Below are 15,846 nucleotides of genomic sequence, written 5' to 3'. Positions count from 1 at the left end.
ACACTGGGCAGTCGGCTTTCAAGATACATGTCGATCAATGATAGGCGCATGTTGCGCCATCAGCTCCACGACCCAGTCGATGAACACCCGCAACTTGGCGCTGATGTGCCGGTTCGGGGGATAGGCCAAATACAGCGGCATCGGCTCGAGGTGCCAGTCTTCGAACAGCGGCACCAACCCGCCCTGCGCTTGATGAGGCCCGGACATGTACTTGGGCAGCCAGAGCACGCCCAGCCCTGCCAAACCGGCCGCGAGGTAAGCGTTGCCGTCGTCGATGGCCAGCGCGTAGCGCCCTTTGACGTGAAGCAGCTCACCGTCACGACGCATGGCGTAGGGCAAGGATTTGCCGGTGCGTGCCCACAGGAAACCCACGGTGCGGTGGTGCGAATCTTCCAGTTCGCGCGGATGCGCGGGCATGCCGAACCGTGCCAGGTAACTCGGCGCGGCAAAGACACCAAGGGCAAGGTCGCCGACACGCCGGGCGATCAGCGACTGATCCCTCAACTCACCACCGCGCACCACGCAATCGACATTCTCATCGAGCATATCGACGATGCGATCGCTGACGCCCATGTCGATCTGGATGTCCGGGTATCGCCCGTAGAACGTTGGCAAGGCCGGTATCAGGATCATCGCCGCCAGCGGGCTCGGCACGTCCACCCGCAGTCGCCCGCGAGGTAACGCCTGGGCGCCGGAAACGCTGGTCTCGGCATCGTCCATGTCGGCCAGCAGCCGGATCACCCGCTCGTAATAGACCGCGCCATCGGCGGTGACGTTGACCTTGCGCGTGGTGCGGTTGAGCAACTTGACCCGCAACCGTGCCTCGAGCTGCTGCACCAATTGGGTCACGGTGGTCTTGCTCATGTGCAGGGTTTCAGCCGCCTTGGTGAAGCTGCCCGCCTCCACGACTCGAACGAACGCTTGCATCGCATCAAAACGATCCATTTGTGCCTCGGGTGTCGATCCGATTGTTTGGTTTCTACAAACAGTGATCGCCAAGGTTGCTCGTTTATCGCCTGGACACAAGCCCCTAGAGTGAGTTCATCGTTTGGAACCCACTCTTTGATGGAGATATTCATGACACAGCGCGACGTGGTTTTCCCGCCTGGACGCCGGGCACTCTATGAGCGTAATCGCTATTCGCCGGCGATTCGGTCCAATGGTTTTCTGTTCGTCTCGGGACAGGTTGGTAGCACCGAAGAAGGTTCGCCGGAGCCCGACCTGGAAGCTCAGGTTCGGCTGGCGTTCAACAACCTGAAGGCGATACTCGCCGCGGCCGATTGCAGCTTTGACGATGTGGTGGACGTCACGGTCTTCATGGTCGACCCCGAATCGACCTTCGAGCGGGTCTGGAGCGTCGTGCCCGAGTTCTGGGGCAGCGCGCCGCATCCGACGCTGACGGCGGTGGGCGTGACGTGGCTGTATGGGTTTCAGTTCGAGATCAAGGTGATAGCCAGGTTGCCTGAAACCACTCTATAGGTCCGCTGCATCAAGGTGGCTGTACCGGCGCCTTCGCGAGCAGGCTCGCTCCCACAGGGGGATCTGTGCTGGTCGAAAAATAGAAGTCACCACCCACCAATGTGGGAGCGAGCTTGCTCGCGATAGCGGTGGGTCAGTTTGCATCAATGTTGGCTGTGCCGGCGCTATCGCGAGCAAGCTCGCTCCCACAGGGGAATGATGGTGGTGATTCGTCGGCTAGCCTTTCACCGCGGCTTCAATCGCGGCAATGTCGATCTTGGTCATCGTCATCATGGCCTCGAAGGCACGCTTGGCGACCGTTTTATCGGAACTGGTGACCGCGTCAACCAACACGCGAGGGCTGATCTGCCACGACAGCCCCCACTTGTCCTTGCACCAGCCGCAGGCGCTCGCCTGGCCGCCGTTGTCGATGATCGCGTTCCACAAGCGGTCCGTTTCGGCCTGGTCATCGGTTGCGATCTGAAATGAAAAAGCCTCGTTGTGCTTGAACGTCGGCCCGCCGTTGAGGCCGATGCAAGGGATGCCGATCACCGTGAAATCCACGGTGATCACATCGCCTTGCTTGCCCGACGGATAATCGCCCGGGGCAAGATGGATAGCGTTCACCGCACTGTCGGGAAACGTCTTGGCGTAGAACTCCGCAGCTTCCTGTGCGGTACCGTCGTACCAGAGGCATATCCTGTTTTTATTGTTCATGCCGGCTCTCCAAATGGGACTGGACGATAAAGTCTAGCAGTCCCTCCGAAAGTTGCAGGTTACCGGGCCTCAGGTGAACAGATCGACGCCCAACTGAAACGCAACCCACAACGCCAGGCCGGTGGCAAACACCAGCGCAATATTCTCGAACAGGTTGTTGCGGTATTCCTTGCCCAGCAGGGACTTCTGGTTGGACATGATCAGCAGGCCCAGGGAAATCACCGGCAAGCCGATGATGTTCAGCGCGTTGACGCCGATGGTCAGCGTGACGAAGTCCGGCATGCCGGGGAGCGACCAGATCAGTGGCGTCACGAGAATGAACAGCATGAACCATTTGTGCATCGGGTCACGGTGGAACTCTTTGCCGTAACGTTCCCGGCGCTCGGGCCGTACGTGCTGGAAGGCGTCGGTGATGAGCATCGGGAACGCCGTGGTCTTGCCGGAGATGCTGGCGAACAGCGTGGCAAACACACCGATAAAGAACACGTACCAACCGATCGAACCGAAGAACATTTCCAGGGCCTTGCCCAAATCGCCCAAGGTGTTGACCTCGATGCCGTTGGGCCGCAGGATTTCCGCGCCGACGATCCAGATGGCCAGGTTGATGATGATCCCGACAAACACCGCAAACAGCAGGTCGTTACGCTGGATACGCTTGTGTTCAGGCCCTACCCAGCCCTTCTGGCGCATGACATACGGATGAACGAAGTTGGCGATCGAACCGGCCACCGCACCGATCACCGAGACGGCTACCAGCAACGCGCCGTGCACCCCTTCATCGGGCGGGATACTGAAGCCGATGGTGCCTCTGACAATGCCGGCGACATCCGGGCCGGACATCACCGCCAGGGCCAGGAACGCCAGCGTCATGATCGCCAGCAGCCCTTTCATCACGCCTTCGATCATCGAATAGATATTACGCCCGACGAGCATCCACACCGCCAACACCACAGCCACCGAACACAGCATTGGATAGTCGATCTTGAGCAACATGGCCAAGGCTTCGCCAGCCCCCTTGATCATGTAGGCGTTCATCAGGTGCCCCATGAGCAACGCATACACCAACAGGAACCAGGCGAAAAACGGATTGAGCTGGGCATAACCTTGCAGGATGGTCATGCCCTGGTTATTGCAGAGCTGGAAGCGCGCGATGATGTTGACGATCAGGTAACGCAGCAGCAGAGAGACCGCCAGTACCCACATCATCGCGTAGCCATAATTCGCGCCGGCCACGGATGAAGTGATCAAGTCGCCGGCGCCCAGCCAGGAAAGGACCGCAATGATGCCGGGACCGAGAAGCTTGAGCAGGCGAACGAAACGGCCTTGCGTGGACGCCGCAGCCTGGCCTTCAGCGGAAGGAATGCTCGTCATGGATGGAATCTCCGTTTATTTTTTTTGTGAGAAACGGCCACAGTCGAACATATTAGATACGACGTCGTACAACCATTATTAATGCGTAATTATGTAGAAATGTTTCATGGCATCCGCTCTCAAAGTACCGTTGTATTCCAGGAGCAAATTGCCACTAACCCCTCACCTGCTCGCCGTTATCGACCATCCAGCGCACCATCCTCGCCAACGGCACCCGATGCTGCTGGATGGCGCACCAACTGACGTGTTCATGGCGATACAACTCGACATATCGGTTGAGCAGCACGTGGCGGCCATCCTCGGCCAACCGCAGTTCAACCTCACGGCAATGCAGCACATCCGGATCGAGCGCGCGCATTCGCCGATGCAGTACCAACGCCTGGTTATTCATCTGCAGCGGCTCCGTCCTGGCATTGCGGGTCTTCCTGCACCACCGCTCCCAACTTGCCTTGGGCGACAAGATCGGCACGCCGCTGCGCCGTTGCATCACGAAGCGCCGCGTAGTAATCCGGTTCGGTCTGCAACTGGTCGGTCAGCGGCAATGCCTCGGCGCGGCCATCGACAACACCGCCGACGGTGTTGATCGTACCCAGGGTATCGACGGTGCTGCTGTTGCCGCCAAACGGGTCGACGGCAAAACTCAGCACTTTGCCCGTCGCGTCTCTCAGGTTGGCGCTGCCCAGCAACGGCAGTTCCACGATCGGTCCGGGGGCGACGTTCCAGACGCCGAAGGTCTGGCCGAAATCGGCCTTGTGGCGCTCGATGCCCAGCTTGCCCGACACATCGATCAGCCCGACGATGCCCGCGGTGGTGTTGATGACGAACCGCCCCAGTGTGTTGACCGAGCGTTGTGCATTGCCTTGCAGCAAGTCGTTGATGAACACCTTGGGCTCACCGAAGTTCGCCACGAAGTTGTGGACGCCGGCCTGGAACATCTCCGGCAGCTTGAGATAACCACGGGCAACCGGGGCCAGCGCATAGTCATCCACGGTCCGATTGAACACGAAGATGCCGCGGTTGACCGGTTCTGCGGGATCGTGAACGGTATAGGTCGCGCGTTCACAGGAGCCTGGTTTTGCAGCTGGTGTGCTGGAGCAACCGCTGGCGAGTGCCGTCAATACAACCACAACGGTGGATCGAACAAACAACGGAGCGGGTCTGGTGATCGGCATACAGGTTGATCTCGACGAGGAATGGGGAATTGCCAATCAGCTAGGAAACGGTGCCAGACACAACCCTTGTGAAGAGGAGGACGCTTGCTGTGGGAGCAAGGCTTGCCCGCGATGCAGGCGACGCGGACTTTCAAGTATCGAGGCGCCTGTTTCGCGAGCAAGCTTTGCTCCCACAGAAATCCCCTCGCCACAGGTTTTGTGTAGGGCTGACTCGTTTTTAACTGACCGACATCAAAGGCCATCCTGCCGCTGTTTTTTTGCCTGGAGATTTCCAGAATATTGCCCGCCGGCAACTTTATTGCCGGATTGAAATATATGACGCAGGCCCTGGATTGACCCTAGTATCGCCTCCTGTATTCATTACCCTGCGTGCCCACCGTGAGCCATTTATTACTGGTGGACGATGACCTCGAAGTCCTCGCCCTCTTGCGCAAATTCCTCGAACAACATGGCTACAGCGTGGATGTGGCCGCCGACGGCACCGCCTTGTGGCAGGCGGTGGAACGGCGGGTGCCGGACCTCATCATCCTCGACGTCATGCTGCCGGGCGACAACGGCCTGGTGCTCTGCCAACGACTGCGGGCCGAGCACACGGTCGGCATCATCATGCTCACCGCCATGGGCGAATTGAGTGACCGCGTCGTCGGCCTGGAGCTGGGGGCGGACGATTACCTGACCAAGCCGTTCGACGCCCGCGAGCTGTTGGCCCGGGTGCGTGCCGTGCTGCGGCGCACCGGTGAAGCCAGGGACACGCTGAACGACTCCTCCCGGCCAATCCTGGAGTTCGAAAACTGGCAACTGGACGTCACCCGGCGCGAACTGCGTTCACCGGACAAGGTCATGATCCCGCTGTCCACCGGGGAGTTCGAACTGCTGCTGGTGTTTGCCGAACACCCGCGCCGGGTGCTGACCCGCCAGCAGTTGCTGGACCTGGCTCGCGGCGAAACCTTCGATGCGTTTGACCGCAGCATCGATGTCCAGGTCAGTCGATTGCGGCGCAAGTTGGAGACCGATCTCACCGGCGTATCGATGATCCGTACCGTGCGCAACAGCGGCTACCTCTTCAGCCCCCACGTGGTGAAGCGATGAAATACACTCGACGGCCAAGGGATACGCTGGCGCGGTGGATCGCCCTGACCACCCTGGTCGCCATGCTGACATTGCTGGCCCTTAACGCGCTGTTCAGCCAACTGGCTGATGCCTGGGCCCGCCCGCCCCTGATGGAAACCGGCCTGATTGAAAAGGTCGCCGCCATCACACGCATCATCGACTCGGCAGCGCCCGAACAGCGGCCCACCATTGCCAGGGCGGCCAGTGATCAGAGCTTCAACGCGCAATGGCTCCAACGCCATGAAGATGCCAAGCTGCCAGTGATCGACGACCCCGAATACAACGATGGCGCACTGCGGTTGCGCCAACAGTTGGGCCGGCCCGATGCGAGGATCGAGGGCTATGAGCCAAGCGATTGGCACGCCGGCCAGCCCGGCGCACGCTACGCCGCGATGATCGAATTGACCGACCACTCGTGGGTCGCGTTTTCCCTGCCTGCGCGCAGTTGGGGACTGGAGGAATGGGAGCGCAGCCTGATCATGCTGGCGCTGATCCTGGTGTCGACGATTATCGTCGCGCTGATCGCCACGCGACACCTGGCAGCCCCCTTGCAACGCTTTGCCGAAGGCGCCAGACGCTTCGGCGTCGACCACCAGGCACCACCGATTCCGGTCATCGGCCCCCACGAAATCCGCCAGGCGATCCTCGCCTTCAATGCCATGCAGGCCCAGCTCAAGCACTTTCTGCAAGACCGCACGCAGATGCTCGCCGCCATCTCCCATGACTTGCGCGCGCCGTTGACGCGCATGCGCCTGCGCGGGGAATTCATCGAGGATGCCGAGCAGCAATCGCGCTTGTTCAGGGACGTGGACGAAATGCAGGCGATGATCAACTCAGCCCTGGAATTCTTCCGCGACGATGCCCGCCTGGAACATGCCACCGCGTTCGACCTGGCCGAGCTGCTGCACACCATCGTCGATGACCTCAAGGACGCCGGCACCGAGGTCGCATTCGATGACGCCCACCGCTTGGTTTATGTCGGCCGCCCCATCGGCATCAAACGCGCCTTGGTCAACCTGATCGACAACGCAATCAAATATGGCAACGCGCCGACTGTTCGACTCGAGGCCGATGCCAATCGTGTGGACATTTGCATTCTGGATCGCGGACCAGGCATCGCCGCGCAACACCTTGAGCAGGTCTTCACGCCGTTCTTTCGCATCGAAGGCTCTCGCAACAAACACACCGGCGGCGTCGGGCTGGGCCTGTCGGCGGCCCGGGCGACAGTGCTGGAGCATGGCGGCACGCTGACCCTGAGGAATCGACGCGGCGGCGGGTTGGAGGCCAGGGTCTCGCTGCCGCTTGACTGAAGTGCCCGATGTACCGATCCGCTCTAAACAATCAGCCCCTTCCTCGGTAGGATGTCCGGTTTTTCCGGCCTGGACCCTGTTCCAGGAAGGTGCTCTTGTTTGTATCGCCCGACTCAATGCCATCGTTCGCGCTCACGACAGACAGGAATCGACGGAGCCAAACCAAGGAATTCACCGATGATTCTTATCATTTATGCGCACCCCTACCCCGACAAATCGCGGGTCAACCAGCAGATGCTCAAGCGAGTGTCGACCAACCCGGACGTGGTCATACGTTCGCTCTACGAGCTTTACCCCAACTTCGACATCGACGTCGAGGCGGAACAGCGAGCGGTGGAACAAGCAGAGCTTGTCGTCCTCCAGCACCCGATGTACTGGTACAGCACACCGCCCCTGCTGAAACTGTGGATCGATAAGGTATTCACCCACGGCTGGGCCTACGGTAAAGACGCCATCGCCCTCAAAGGCAAGCGCTTGCTGTGGGCCGTTACCACCGGTGGCGATCACGCGCATTTTGCGATCGGCGACTACCCCGATTTTTCGGCGCTGGCCCAACCGCTCCACGCCACGGCCATTTACTGCGGCATGCGCTGGCTGGAGCCGGTGGTCGTGCATGGCGCCTATGCCGCCGACCCTGAGGCCCAACACGCACAAATCGAACACTACGGCGAACGCCTGGCCGCCTGGAAGGAAGATTGAAATGGAGACGCACAGCCTGATTGAAATGCTGATCTACCTGGCCTCGGCGACGCTGATCGTACCGATTGCCGTTCGGTTTGGCCTGGGTCCGGTATTGGGTTACCTGCTGGCCGGGTGCATCATCGGCCCATGGGGGCTGAAGCTGATTACCGACGTAAAGGCCATTCTGGAATTCGCTGAAATCGGCGTGGTGCTGATGCTGTTCATCATCGGCCTTGAGCTCGACCCCAAACGGCTCTGGGCCCTGCGCAAGATGGTGTTTGGTGGTGGCGCCCTGCAGATGCTCGCCTGTGGCGCTGCCATTGGCTTGTTCTGCACGGCCCTTGGCCTGAACTGGACGGCAGCGCTGCTGGTCGGCCTGACCCTGAGCCTCTCCTCCACGGCCATCGCCATGCAGGCGATGAGCGAACGCAACCTGACCGCCACCGCCGTCGGCCGCAGCAGCTTTGCCGTGCTGCTGTTCCAGGACATCGCGGCGATTCCGCTGGTGGCGATGATTCCGCTGTTGTCAGCCCACGGCGACACGCCTTCGGGCACGGCGTTGTTGCTATCGATTGGCAAAATCGTCGCCGCCATCGCCATCGTCGTGCTGTTGGGACGCTACGTGACACGGCCGCTGCTGCGCTTCGCGGCACGCTCAGGCTTGCGCGAGATATTCAGTGCCGTCGCGCTGTTCCTGGTGTTCGGCTTCGGCTTTCTGCTGGAAGAGGCCGGTTTGTCGATGGCCATGGGCGCGTTCCTCGCCGGGGTCCTGCTCGCCAGCTCCGAATACCGCCATGCCCTGGAAAGCGACATTGAGCCGTTCAAAGGCCTGCTGTTGGGCTTGTTCTTCATCGGTGTCGGCATGTCGATCGATTTCGGCACCCTGATCAACGCACCGCTGAAGGTCGTCACCCTGACGTTGGGTTTCATTCTGATCAAGCTGCTGGTGATCAAGATGGCGGGCCGGTTCCTCAACGTCCCCGCCGGCCAGCGCTCCTGGCAGGCGGTGTTGCTGGGCCAAGGCAGCGAGTTCGCCTTCGTGGTGTTTGGTGCGGCGACCGTGGCCGGCATCTTGACCGATCAATGGGGCAAGAGCCTGACCCTGGCGGTGGCCTTGTCCATGTGCCTGACGCCCTTGCTGATCGTGTTGCTGGATCGATTCGAGTCCGTTGCCAAGAAAAACAAACGCGAATCCGACCTCGTCGATCAGCAGAACCCACGGGTGATCATCGCCGGGTTCGGCCGTTTCGGCCAGATCGCCGGACGTCTGTTGATGTCTTGCGGCGTCGAGGTGGTGGTATTGGATCACGACCCGGACAACATCGAGACGCTGCGCAAGTTCGGCGTGAAAGTCTTTTATGGCGATGCCACACGCCTCGACTTGTTGCATGCAGCAGGCGCGGCCCAAGCGGTGGTGCTGATCAATGCGATCGACGATCGGGAAGACAATCTGACGCTGACCCGACTGGCCCAGGAGCACTTCCCTGCGTTGCAGTTGATCGTGCGGGCGCGGGACATGGGCCACCTCATCACCCTGCGGCAGATGGGCGTGGAGGCGGCCGAGCGGGAAACCTTCGAGAGCGCGCTGTCATTGGGTCGCAGTGCGCTGGAGCACATGGGCGTCGGGGCTTACGAAGCGCGCGAGCGGGCTGACCAGTTCCGACGGCTGAACCTCAAGATGCTGGAGGAAATCGTCGCCCAGCCGGAAGATGACCTCAAGTTCCGCCACGATGCCTACCGGCGCGCCAATGCGCTGCTCACGGACATGTTCAACGAAGACCGTGCCCGCCCCGTCGACAACTGGCAGGAACATCATCGCAACGAAACGGAAAAGACGGCCGGTTGACCGGCGTCACACACGCCCGAACTTGCGCCGGTACACCACCGGCGTCAGCCCGGTCAGCGCCTTGAACATACGCTGCAAATTGGAACTGCTGCTGAAACCCAGCTCGGCGCCGATGCTGGCGAGAGGCAGCGCCGTCAACGTCAGGCGTTCGCTGACCTGGTTCAACTTGATGCGCCGGGCGTAGGCCGCGACAGTCTCACCCGTTTCACGGCTGACCTTGCGTGCCAACGTGCGCTCGGACACCGCCAGTTCGCTTGCCAGGGCCTGGACGGTGACCCGCTCGGCCGGCATCTGTTCGATCAACCCATGCAAGTGCCGCAACCATCCGCTGGGTTGCTCGATCAGGGCAGTGCCCTGGAACGCCGCATGGGGAATGGCCGGGCGCGGCAGCACCATGAGCCGCGTGATATCGCGCAGTACGTCGCTGCTGACGCTGCGTTCGATGAGCTTTTCGGCGATGGGCAGGTAGCCGTTCACCCCGGACGCGGTCGCCGTGCGCTCGTTGAACACGCAGTTCTGCTCGCTTTGCCAATGGACTTTTCGATACTGCTGCTGCATCGCCTGCGCCAGCCACCAGGTCACTGTCGCGCCCTGCCCGTCCAATCGACCGGCGGCGGCCAGCAGGCAGACACCGGTGCAATAGGACCAGAGCTGAAGCGATCGGGCATGCTTGGACAGCGCGCTCACGAGGGCTGTCTGTTCAGCCAACACCGCATTCACCTGCTCGGCCGATTCGGCCCAGAAGCCAGGAACCAGAACGGCATCCAAACCCGCGCTGCCCAACACCGCTTCCGCCTGCAGGGCCACGCCATGGGCACATACCACCGGCCCGGCCTGCAACGCGATGTAGCGAGCCTCGAACAGCACCCGCCCTCTTCTGCGGTTGGCGGCATGCAGCAGATCGGCGAACGCGAACAGGCCCGCGGGCATGCAGCCGGGAAACAGGAGCAGACCGACTCGAAGTTTTTTGATCATGACTGGAAACGAATCAAAGATGTCAGATCCGGCCATTATGCACATGGGAAAGGATCGGCACCATGAAGCGCTCGCTCAACAGGAACGCCTCATGAACATCCAGCAGATCCGTAACGCCACGATCATTCTTGAATTCGGCCCGTATCGCGTGCTCGTCGACCCGATGCTGGCTGGCAAGGGCACGCTGCCGCCGCTCCGACTGTTTGGTGCCACGCAGCGTAATCCGCTGGTGGCGCTTCCGGCCTCGACAGCGAAGGACCTCGATACGGTCACCCATTGCTTGATCACCCACTGTCAGAAAGGCCATTTCGACCATCTGGATCGCGCAGCCAAGCAGTGGCTGAGGGAAAAACAGATCCCGGTCATCTGCACACCCCATGACACCCCCTACCTCACCAAGCGTGGCCTGAATGTCCAACCACTGGCCAAGGCGCATGACCAACCCAACCCATTCCTGGGCGGCACTATTCGCTCCGTTCGATGCACCCATGGGCTGGGTCTGGTGGGCAAGCTGATGGAGCATGGCGTCGGCTACCTGATCGAGCTGCCCGGCGAACCGAGCGTCTACCTCACCGGCGATACCGTGCTCACCCCCACCGTGTGCGAATTCGTCTTGCGACACCAACCGCAGGTCAGCGTAGTTCCGGCAGGCGGGGCACGGTTCGATATCGGCGGCGACATCATCATGGGCATCGACGAGACACTGGAGTTCACTCGTTTATCTCGCGGGACCGTGGTGGCCAATCACCTGGAAGCGATCAGCCACTGCCCGACGACACGCAAAGCCCTTGCCGAAGCAGCCGCGCTGGCCGGTGTCGCAGGCCGGTTGTTGATACCGAAAGATGGCGAGACGTTGGTCTTTCGGGCGGCCTAGGCCAACCCGTCCAACTCGGCCAGCATCGGCGCAGGGATCTTCAGCTCACTCGCAGTGAGGTTTTCCCGCAGGTGCGCCAACGACGACGTACCGGGAATCAGCAGGATATTCGGCGCCCGTTGCAGTAACCACGCCAGGGCCACGCACAGCGGTGATGCCTGCAGGCGCGTCGCCACGCTGGAAAGGGTTTCCGATTGCAGCGGTGTGAAGCCACCCAGGGGGAAGAACGGCACGTAGGCGATGCCCTGCCGGCCCAGGTCAGCGATGAGTTGTTCGTCGTCGCGATGAGTCAGGTTGTAGTGGTTCTGCACACAGATCACCTGGGCAATGCCCTGGGCCTGCTTGACCTGCGCGGCCGTGACGTTGCTCAGGCCCAGGTGACGGATAAGGCCCTGGCGCTGCAGCTCGGCCAGTGTCGTGAACGACTCTTCGATGGAGTCTTCGGTGGGCGAATGCAGGTCGCCCCACACCCTGAGGTTGACCACGTCCAATACCTCCACGCCCAGGTTGCGCAGATTGTCGTGGACCGCACGGGTCAACTCGGCTGGGCTGTGGGCCGGGTTCCAGGACGCGTCGGCACCGCGAACAGCGCCGACCTTGGTGACGATGACCAAGTCCTGGGCGTAAGGGTGCAGCGCTTCGCGGATCAGCTGGTTGGTGACATGGGGCCCGTAGAAATCGGCGGTGTCGATGTGGTTGACCCCGCTCGCCACTGCTTCGCGCAGCACGGCGATGGCGGCCGCCGGATCTTTGGGCGGCCCGAAGACCTGGGGCCCCGCCAACTGCATCGCGCCGTAACCCATGCGATTGACCGCGCGATCGCCCAGTAAGAAGTTGCCTGCCTTGCCTGCAATGTTCATCTCGTCGCCCTCGGATCAATGTGAGTGGGCCGACTATAGGCGTTGACCATTCCCTTGATAATCAGGTGCAATCAGCACGGGTTGTACGGCGGAGAGAACAATGGCAACGGATATTCAAGACTTGCTGGCCTTTGTGGCCGTGGTCAATGCGAAGGGCTTTCGTGAAGGTGCGCGGCTGAGCGGCAAGTCCGCGTCGAGCCTCAGCGATGCCGTACGCCGGATGGAAAGCCGGCTCGGTGTACGCCTGCTCAACCGTACCACCCGCAGCGTGGTCCCGACCGAGGCCGGTGCGCGGTTGATGGAACGCATCGTCCCGGCCCTGGGCGAGGTAGAGGCGGCGATGGACGTGGTCAACGACTTTCGCGACCGTCCTTCGGGCACCCTCAGGTTGAACGTGCCGGTCAGCGCCGCCCGGCTGGTGTTGCCGGCGATCATCACGCCGTTCCTGAAAAGCTACCCCGACATCCGCCTGGAAGTGGTCACCGAAGAAAGTTTCGTCGACATGCTCGCGGCGGGCTGTGACGCCGGCATTCGCTACGACGAGCGCCTGGAGCAGGACATGATCGCCATTCCCATCGGCCCACGGTTCCAGCGCTTTGCAACGGCCGCTTCACCGGCCTACCTCGACGCCAGGGGCCGCCCCGAGCATCCACGGGACCTGCTTGGGCATGCCTGCCTGACGGGCAAGTTTCCCAGCGGCGCCCTGCCCCTGTGGGAATATGAACGTGACGGCGAAACGATGAGCGTCGACCCGAGCGGCCCGTTGATCGTGCGTATTGGCGGCGCGATGGACCTGGCGGTACAGGCTGCGGTGGATGGGCTGGGCATTGTCCATCTGTTCGAGGACTGGTTGCGGCCCTACCTGGACAGCGGCGCCCTCGAGCCGGTACTCGAACCCTGGTGGCAGCGCTTTACCGGGCCATTCCTCTACTACCCAGGCCGCCGCTACCTGCCCTCGCCGCTGAGGGCTTTTGTGGATTTCATCCATGCACAACAGCGTGGGAGCGAGCTTGCTCGCGATGGCGTCAGCACAGCCAACCTCCCCGCAAGCTGATACACCGCTATCGCGAGCAGGCTCGCTCCCACAGGGGTTCGGCTGCGTAGCTAAAATCCTGCCCCACCACAAATCCATTGTGGGAGCGAGCCTGCTCGCGATGGCGGTCATGCATTCACCCCTTTGCCCGCTCGTCTCCCCGCCGCAAGGATTTTCGAACCAAGCCATTCGCCACGGCTCGGACCTACATGACACCGCTGAAAGCCACGATGACGCGCTTCGACCGTCACGGCCTGAACGGCGGGCACATCGGGAATGCTTTGCGTTTCACTGCCGGGAGTTTTCGTTATGTGTGACAGTCTTGTTCAACACGTTTCTTCAAAAGACTCCCTGGCGTATTTCGCCCAGCGAGACACGCCCGGCAGCCGTTTCGATGCAAGCGTGACGCCCCTGGACCTGCACGTGACAACGCCGCCCAAGGCCCAGGACCGCCAGAGCCTGATCAAGCCAGACATGCAGGTCAGCGCCATTCGTCGTCGCGGTGGGCACCTGGAGTGCATCAAGGTTCGCTGGGGTTGGTCACCGATCTGGTCGGTCGGAACGATGCCGCCGCTGACCCATCTGCCCTTGCATCTGGTGATGCGCTCCAAGGTCTTCGATCCCATCAAGCACGAGGGCCGCGTACTGGTCGCCGTGGAGGGTTGGTATGAGTCGCAAGCCCCCGCCTCGCCCTCCCAGGCGCAACGCCTCACCTACACCACTTCGCGGCAATCGGCGCCAATCTTCCTGGCCGCCCTGGCCCAGGCCAGCGAGACCCCGTTTGGCTGTGACGGGCTGGCCCTGGTGACGTATGGCGACATCGTCAACCAGCAGCAGCGGGTCCTGGCCTTCAGCGCCGACGATGCGCTCGACTGGCTGGAGCCCGCGCTGGGATGGGAACAGGCACAACAGCTGGCCGCACGCCTGAACAGCGCGCAACCGCACCTTGAAGCGGAAATGACAACCCAGCGTCCGGCCCAGGGCGGACTTTGACTTTGGGAGATAAAGCCATGTACGTGATCATGGGCGCCACAGGCCACGTTGGTTCGGCCACGGCCCGAGCCTTGCTGGCGCCAGGGCATGCCGTGACTATCTTGACCCGCAACGCCACCCACGCCACCGAATGGCACGCCAGGGGCGCTCAAATCGTCGAAGCGGACGCCGAAAACGTCGAGTCGTTGCGCGCCGCCTTTCGGCTCGGGCGCAGGGCGTTCATTCTCAACCCGCCGGCGGCTCCCAGTACCGATACCGATGCGGTGGAACGGCGCACGGTCGCCAACATCCTGGCTGCCCTCGACGGATCGGGCCTTGAGAAAATCGTCGTGCAATCCACCGCCGGCGCCCAGCCTGGCGAGCGTATCGGCGATCTCAGCGTCTTGTGGGAATTGGAAGAAGGGCTGAGCAACCAGTCGATCCCGGCGGCGATCAATCGCGGGGCTTATTACATGAGCAACTGGGACAGCCTGCTCGATACCGTGCGCGAGACCGGCAAGCTGCCCACGCTGTTTCCAGCCGACCTGGCCTTCCCCATGGTTGCGCCCCGGGACCTGGGCGAAGTGGCGGCCGCGCGGTTGCTATCGTCGGTTGATGACATTGGCGTGCGTAACGTGCAGGGACCTCGCCTGTACTCGCCCAACGATGTGGCGCAGGCATTTTCCCAGGCGCTCGGCCGGCCGGTCGAGGTGCACGTGATACCCAGGGACCAATGGGAAAGCACCTTCCAAAGCCTCGGCTTCAGCCTCGCTGCGGCGCAATCCTATGCGCGCATGAGCGCCGTCAGCCTCGACAGCGGCTTCGACGTGGGCGACGACGCCTTGCACGGCACCACGACGCTTGAGGCCTACATCCAGGCGCTGGTGCAAAACAACGGGCTGGGAGCGCACGGATAAAGGAATGCAGGAACGGCGCAGCAATGGACGGTAAACTGCGGCGGTCTTTTTCTTTTCCAGCATGAGGCTTTGCATGAGCAACCCAGACATTACGTTTATTCCAGATCCGGATGCGGACTCCATTTCCTCCGACGTCGCCGGTTTCGGCGGCCTGCTGGTTTCCACGCAAATCCCCACCCACGCCGACGGCAGCCTGGAACTGGGCGACATCACCCGGCAGAGCGAATGCACGCTGCAAGCCCTCAAGACCGCCCTGGAGGGCGCCGGCAGCTCCATGGATCGGGTCCTGCACCTGACCATCTACCTGACCGACATGGCTGACCGCGCCGCTTTCAACGAGGTCTACAAACGCTTCTTCGCCAAACCCTGGCCGGTTCGTGCCGCCGTGGGCGTGGCGTCGCTGGCGGTTGAAGGAATGAAAGTGGAAGTAACGGCGATGGCGGCGAAGGGCTGAGCGAGCCCACTGCCTAGAAGCGGAACGCGGAGCGTGAGGAACGATCTTCCGCAGCTCCCGCAACCTGATCGTTCCCACGCTCTGCGTGGAAATGCA

At 61.8% G+C, this 15,846-nt stretch carries 17 protein-coding genes; 10 read left to right on the top strand and 7 right to left on the bottom strand.

Annotated features, from left to right (window positions below; all coding sequences use genetic code 11):
• Nucleotides 1-18: 18 nt before the first annotated feature.
• Nucleotides 19-945: a LysR family transcriptional regulator gene (locus F7R20_RS17490; RefSeq protein ID WP_003203219.1), complete on the bottom strand. Its 927-nt coding sequence runs from the start codon at nt 943-945 to the stop codon at nt 19-21.
• Nucleotides 946-1,077: 132 nt separating this feature from the next.
• On the opposite strand from F7R20_RS17490, the gene F7R20_RS17485 reads away from it, so the two are divergent.
• Nucleotides 1,078-1,479 (top strand): RidA family protein, encoded by a 402-nt coding sequence (locus F7R20_RS17485; protein WP_003203221.1) that lies wholly within the window; start codon nt 1,078-1,080, stop codon nt 1,477-1,479.
• 216 nt (nt 1,480-1,695) lie between these two features.
• Here the strand turns inward: F7R20_RS17485 and F7R20_RS17475 are convergent, their stop codons facing one another.
• From F7R20_RS17475 to F7R20_RS17460, 4 genes are all read right to left on the bottom strand, one after another.
• Nucleotides 1,696-2,175 carry a VOC family protein gene (locus F7R20_RS17475; RefSeq protein WP_003203223.1) on the bottom strand — a complete coding sequence of 160 codons (480 nt, stop codon included), beginning with the start codon at nt 2,173-2,175 and terminating at the stop codon, nt 1,696-1,698.
• Between the two features lie 69 nt (nt 2,176-2,244).
• Nucleotides 2,245-3,546 carry an Nramp family divalent metal transporter gene (locus tag F7R20_RS17470; protein ID WP_003203225.1) on the bottom strand — a complete coding sequence of 434 codons (1,302 nt, stop codon included), beginning with the start codon at nt 3,544-3,546 and terminating at the stop codon, nt 2,245-2,247.
• Nucleotides 3,547-3,700: 154 nt separating this feature from the next.
• Nucleotides 3,701-3,937, bottom strand: coding sequence for a hypothetical protein (locus F7R20_RS17465; protein ID WP_003203227.1), 237 nt, complete (start codon nt 3,935-3,937; stop codon nt 3,701-3,703).
• The gene (locus F7R20_RS17460; RefSeq protein WP_003203229.1) at nt 3,930-4,718 is read right to left on the bottom strand and encodes an MlaA family lipoprotein; all 789 of its coding nucleotides are present in this window, start codon (nt 4,716-4,718) and stop codon (nt 3,930-3,932) included. Before F7R20_RS17460 ends, F7R20_RS17465 begins: the two co-directional genes overlap by 8 nt.
• A 378-nt stretch (nt 4,719-5,096) precedes the next feature.
• On the opposite strand from F7R20_RS17460, the gene F7R20_RS17455 reads away from it, so the two are divergent.
• From F7R20_RS17455 to kefC, 4 genes are all read left to right on the top strand, one after another.
• Complete coding sequence (locus tag F7R20_RS17455) at nt 5,097-5,807, top strand: response regulator (protein WP_003203231.1); 711 nt, start codon at nt 5,097-5,099, stop codon at nt 5,805-5,807.
• Nucleotides 5,804-7,138: a sensor histidine kinase gene (locus tag F7R20_RS17450; protein WP_003203233.1), complete on the top strand. Its 1,335-nt coding sequence runs from the start codon at nt 5,804-5,806 to the stop codon at nt 7,136-7,138. Before F7R20_RS17455 ends, F7R20_RS17450 begins: the two co-directional genes overlap by 4 nt.
• 177 nt (nt 7,139-7,315) lie before the next feature.
• Entirely contained in the window at nt 7,316-7,837 is a 522-nt protein-coding gene (gene kefF, locus F7R20_RS17445) for a glutathione-regulated potassium-efflux system oxidoreductase KefF (RefSeq protein WP_003203235.1), read from the top strand.
• 1 nt (nt 7,838) lies between these two features.
• Nucleotides 7,839-9,665, top strand: coding sequence for a glutathione-regulated potassium-efflux system protein KefC (gene kefC / locus F7R20_RS17440; RefSeq protein ID WP_003203237.1), 1,827 nt, complete (start codon nt 7,839-7,841; stop codon nt 9,663-9,665).
• A 6-nt stretch (nt 9,666-9,671) separates the two neighbouring features.
• Here the strand turns inward: kefC and F7R20_RS17435 are convergent, their stop codons facing one another.
• Nucleotides 9,672-10,640 (bottom strand): GlxA family transcriptional regulator, encoded by a 969-nt coding sequence (locus tag F7R20_RS17435; protein ID WP_003203240.1) that lies wholly within the window; start codon nt 10,638-10,640, stop codon nt 9,672-9,674.
• A gap of 91 nt (nt 10,641-10,731) precedes the next feature.
• Between F7R20_RS17435 and F7R20_RS17430 the strand changes: the two genes are divergently transcribed.
• Entirely contained in the window at nt 10,732-11,514 is a 783-nt protein-coding gene (locus tag F7R20_RS17430; protein ID WP_003203242.1) for an MBL fold metallo-hydrolase, read from the top strand.
• Here F7R20_RS17430 and F7R20_RS17425 read toward each other — a convergent pair.
• Nucleotides 11,511-12,374: an aldo/keto reductase family oxidoreductase gene (locus F7R20_RS17425; protein WP_003203245.1), complete on the bottom strand. Its 864-nt coding sequence runs from the start codon at nt 12,372-12,374 to the stop codon at nt 11,511-11,513. The genes F7R20_RS17430 and F7R20_RS17425 overlap by 4 nt on opposite strands.
• A gap of 100 nt (nt 12,375-12,474) precedes the next feature.
• On the opposite strand from F7R20_RS17425, the gene F7R20_RS17420 reads away from it, so the two are divergent.
• The 4 genes from F7R20_RS17420 (at nt 12,475) to F7R20_RS17405 (ending at nt 15,750) form a co-directional block, all read left to right on the top strand.
• Nucleotides 12,475-13,428 carry a LysR family transcriptional regulator gene (locus F7R20_RS17420; protein ID WP_003203247.1) on the top strand — a complete coding sequence of 318 codons (954 nt, stop codon included), beginning with the start codon at nt 12,475-12,477 and terminating at the stop codon, nt 13,426-13,428.
• Between the two features lie 288 nt (nt 13,429-13,716).
• A complete protein-coding gene (locus F7R20_RS17415; protein ID WP_003203249.1) occupies nt 13,717-14,400 on the top strand; it encodes an SOS response-associated peptidase family protein in 684 nt (227 codons plus the stop codon).
• 17 nt (nt 14,401-14,417) lie between these two features.
• On the top strand, nt 14,418-15,296 hold the full coding sequence (locus F7R20_RS17410) for an NmrA family NAD(P)-binding protein (RefSeq protein ID WP_003203251.1): 879 nt from the start codon (nt 14,418-14,420) through the stop codon (nt 15,294-15,296).
• Between the two features lie 73 nt (nt 15,297-15,369).
• The gene (locus F7R20_RS17405; protein ID WP_003203253.1) at nt 15,370-15,750 is read left to right on the top strand and encodes a RidA family protein; all 381 of its coding nucleotides are present in this window, start codon (nt 15,370-15,372) and stop codon (nt 15,748-15,750) included.
• The last annotated feature ends 96 nt before the right edge of the window (nt 15,751-15,846 follow it).

It is taken from the genome of Pseudomonas brassicacearum subsp. brassicacearum (genome assembly GCF_008801605.1).
Lineage (GTDB): Bacteria > Pseudomonadota > Gammaproteobacteria > Pseudomonadales > Pseudomonadaceae > Aquipseudomonas > Aquipseudomonas brassicacearum.
Note: the sequence above shows the minus strand (reverse complement) of the source record. Positions and strands in the feature narration are given on the sequence as shown.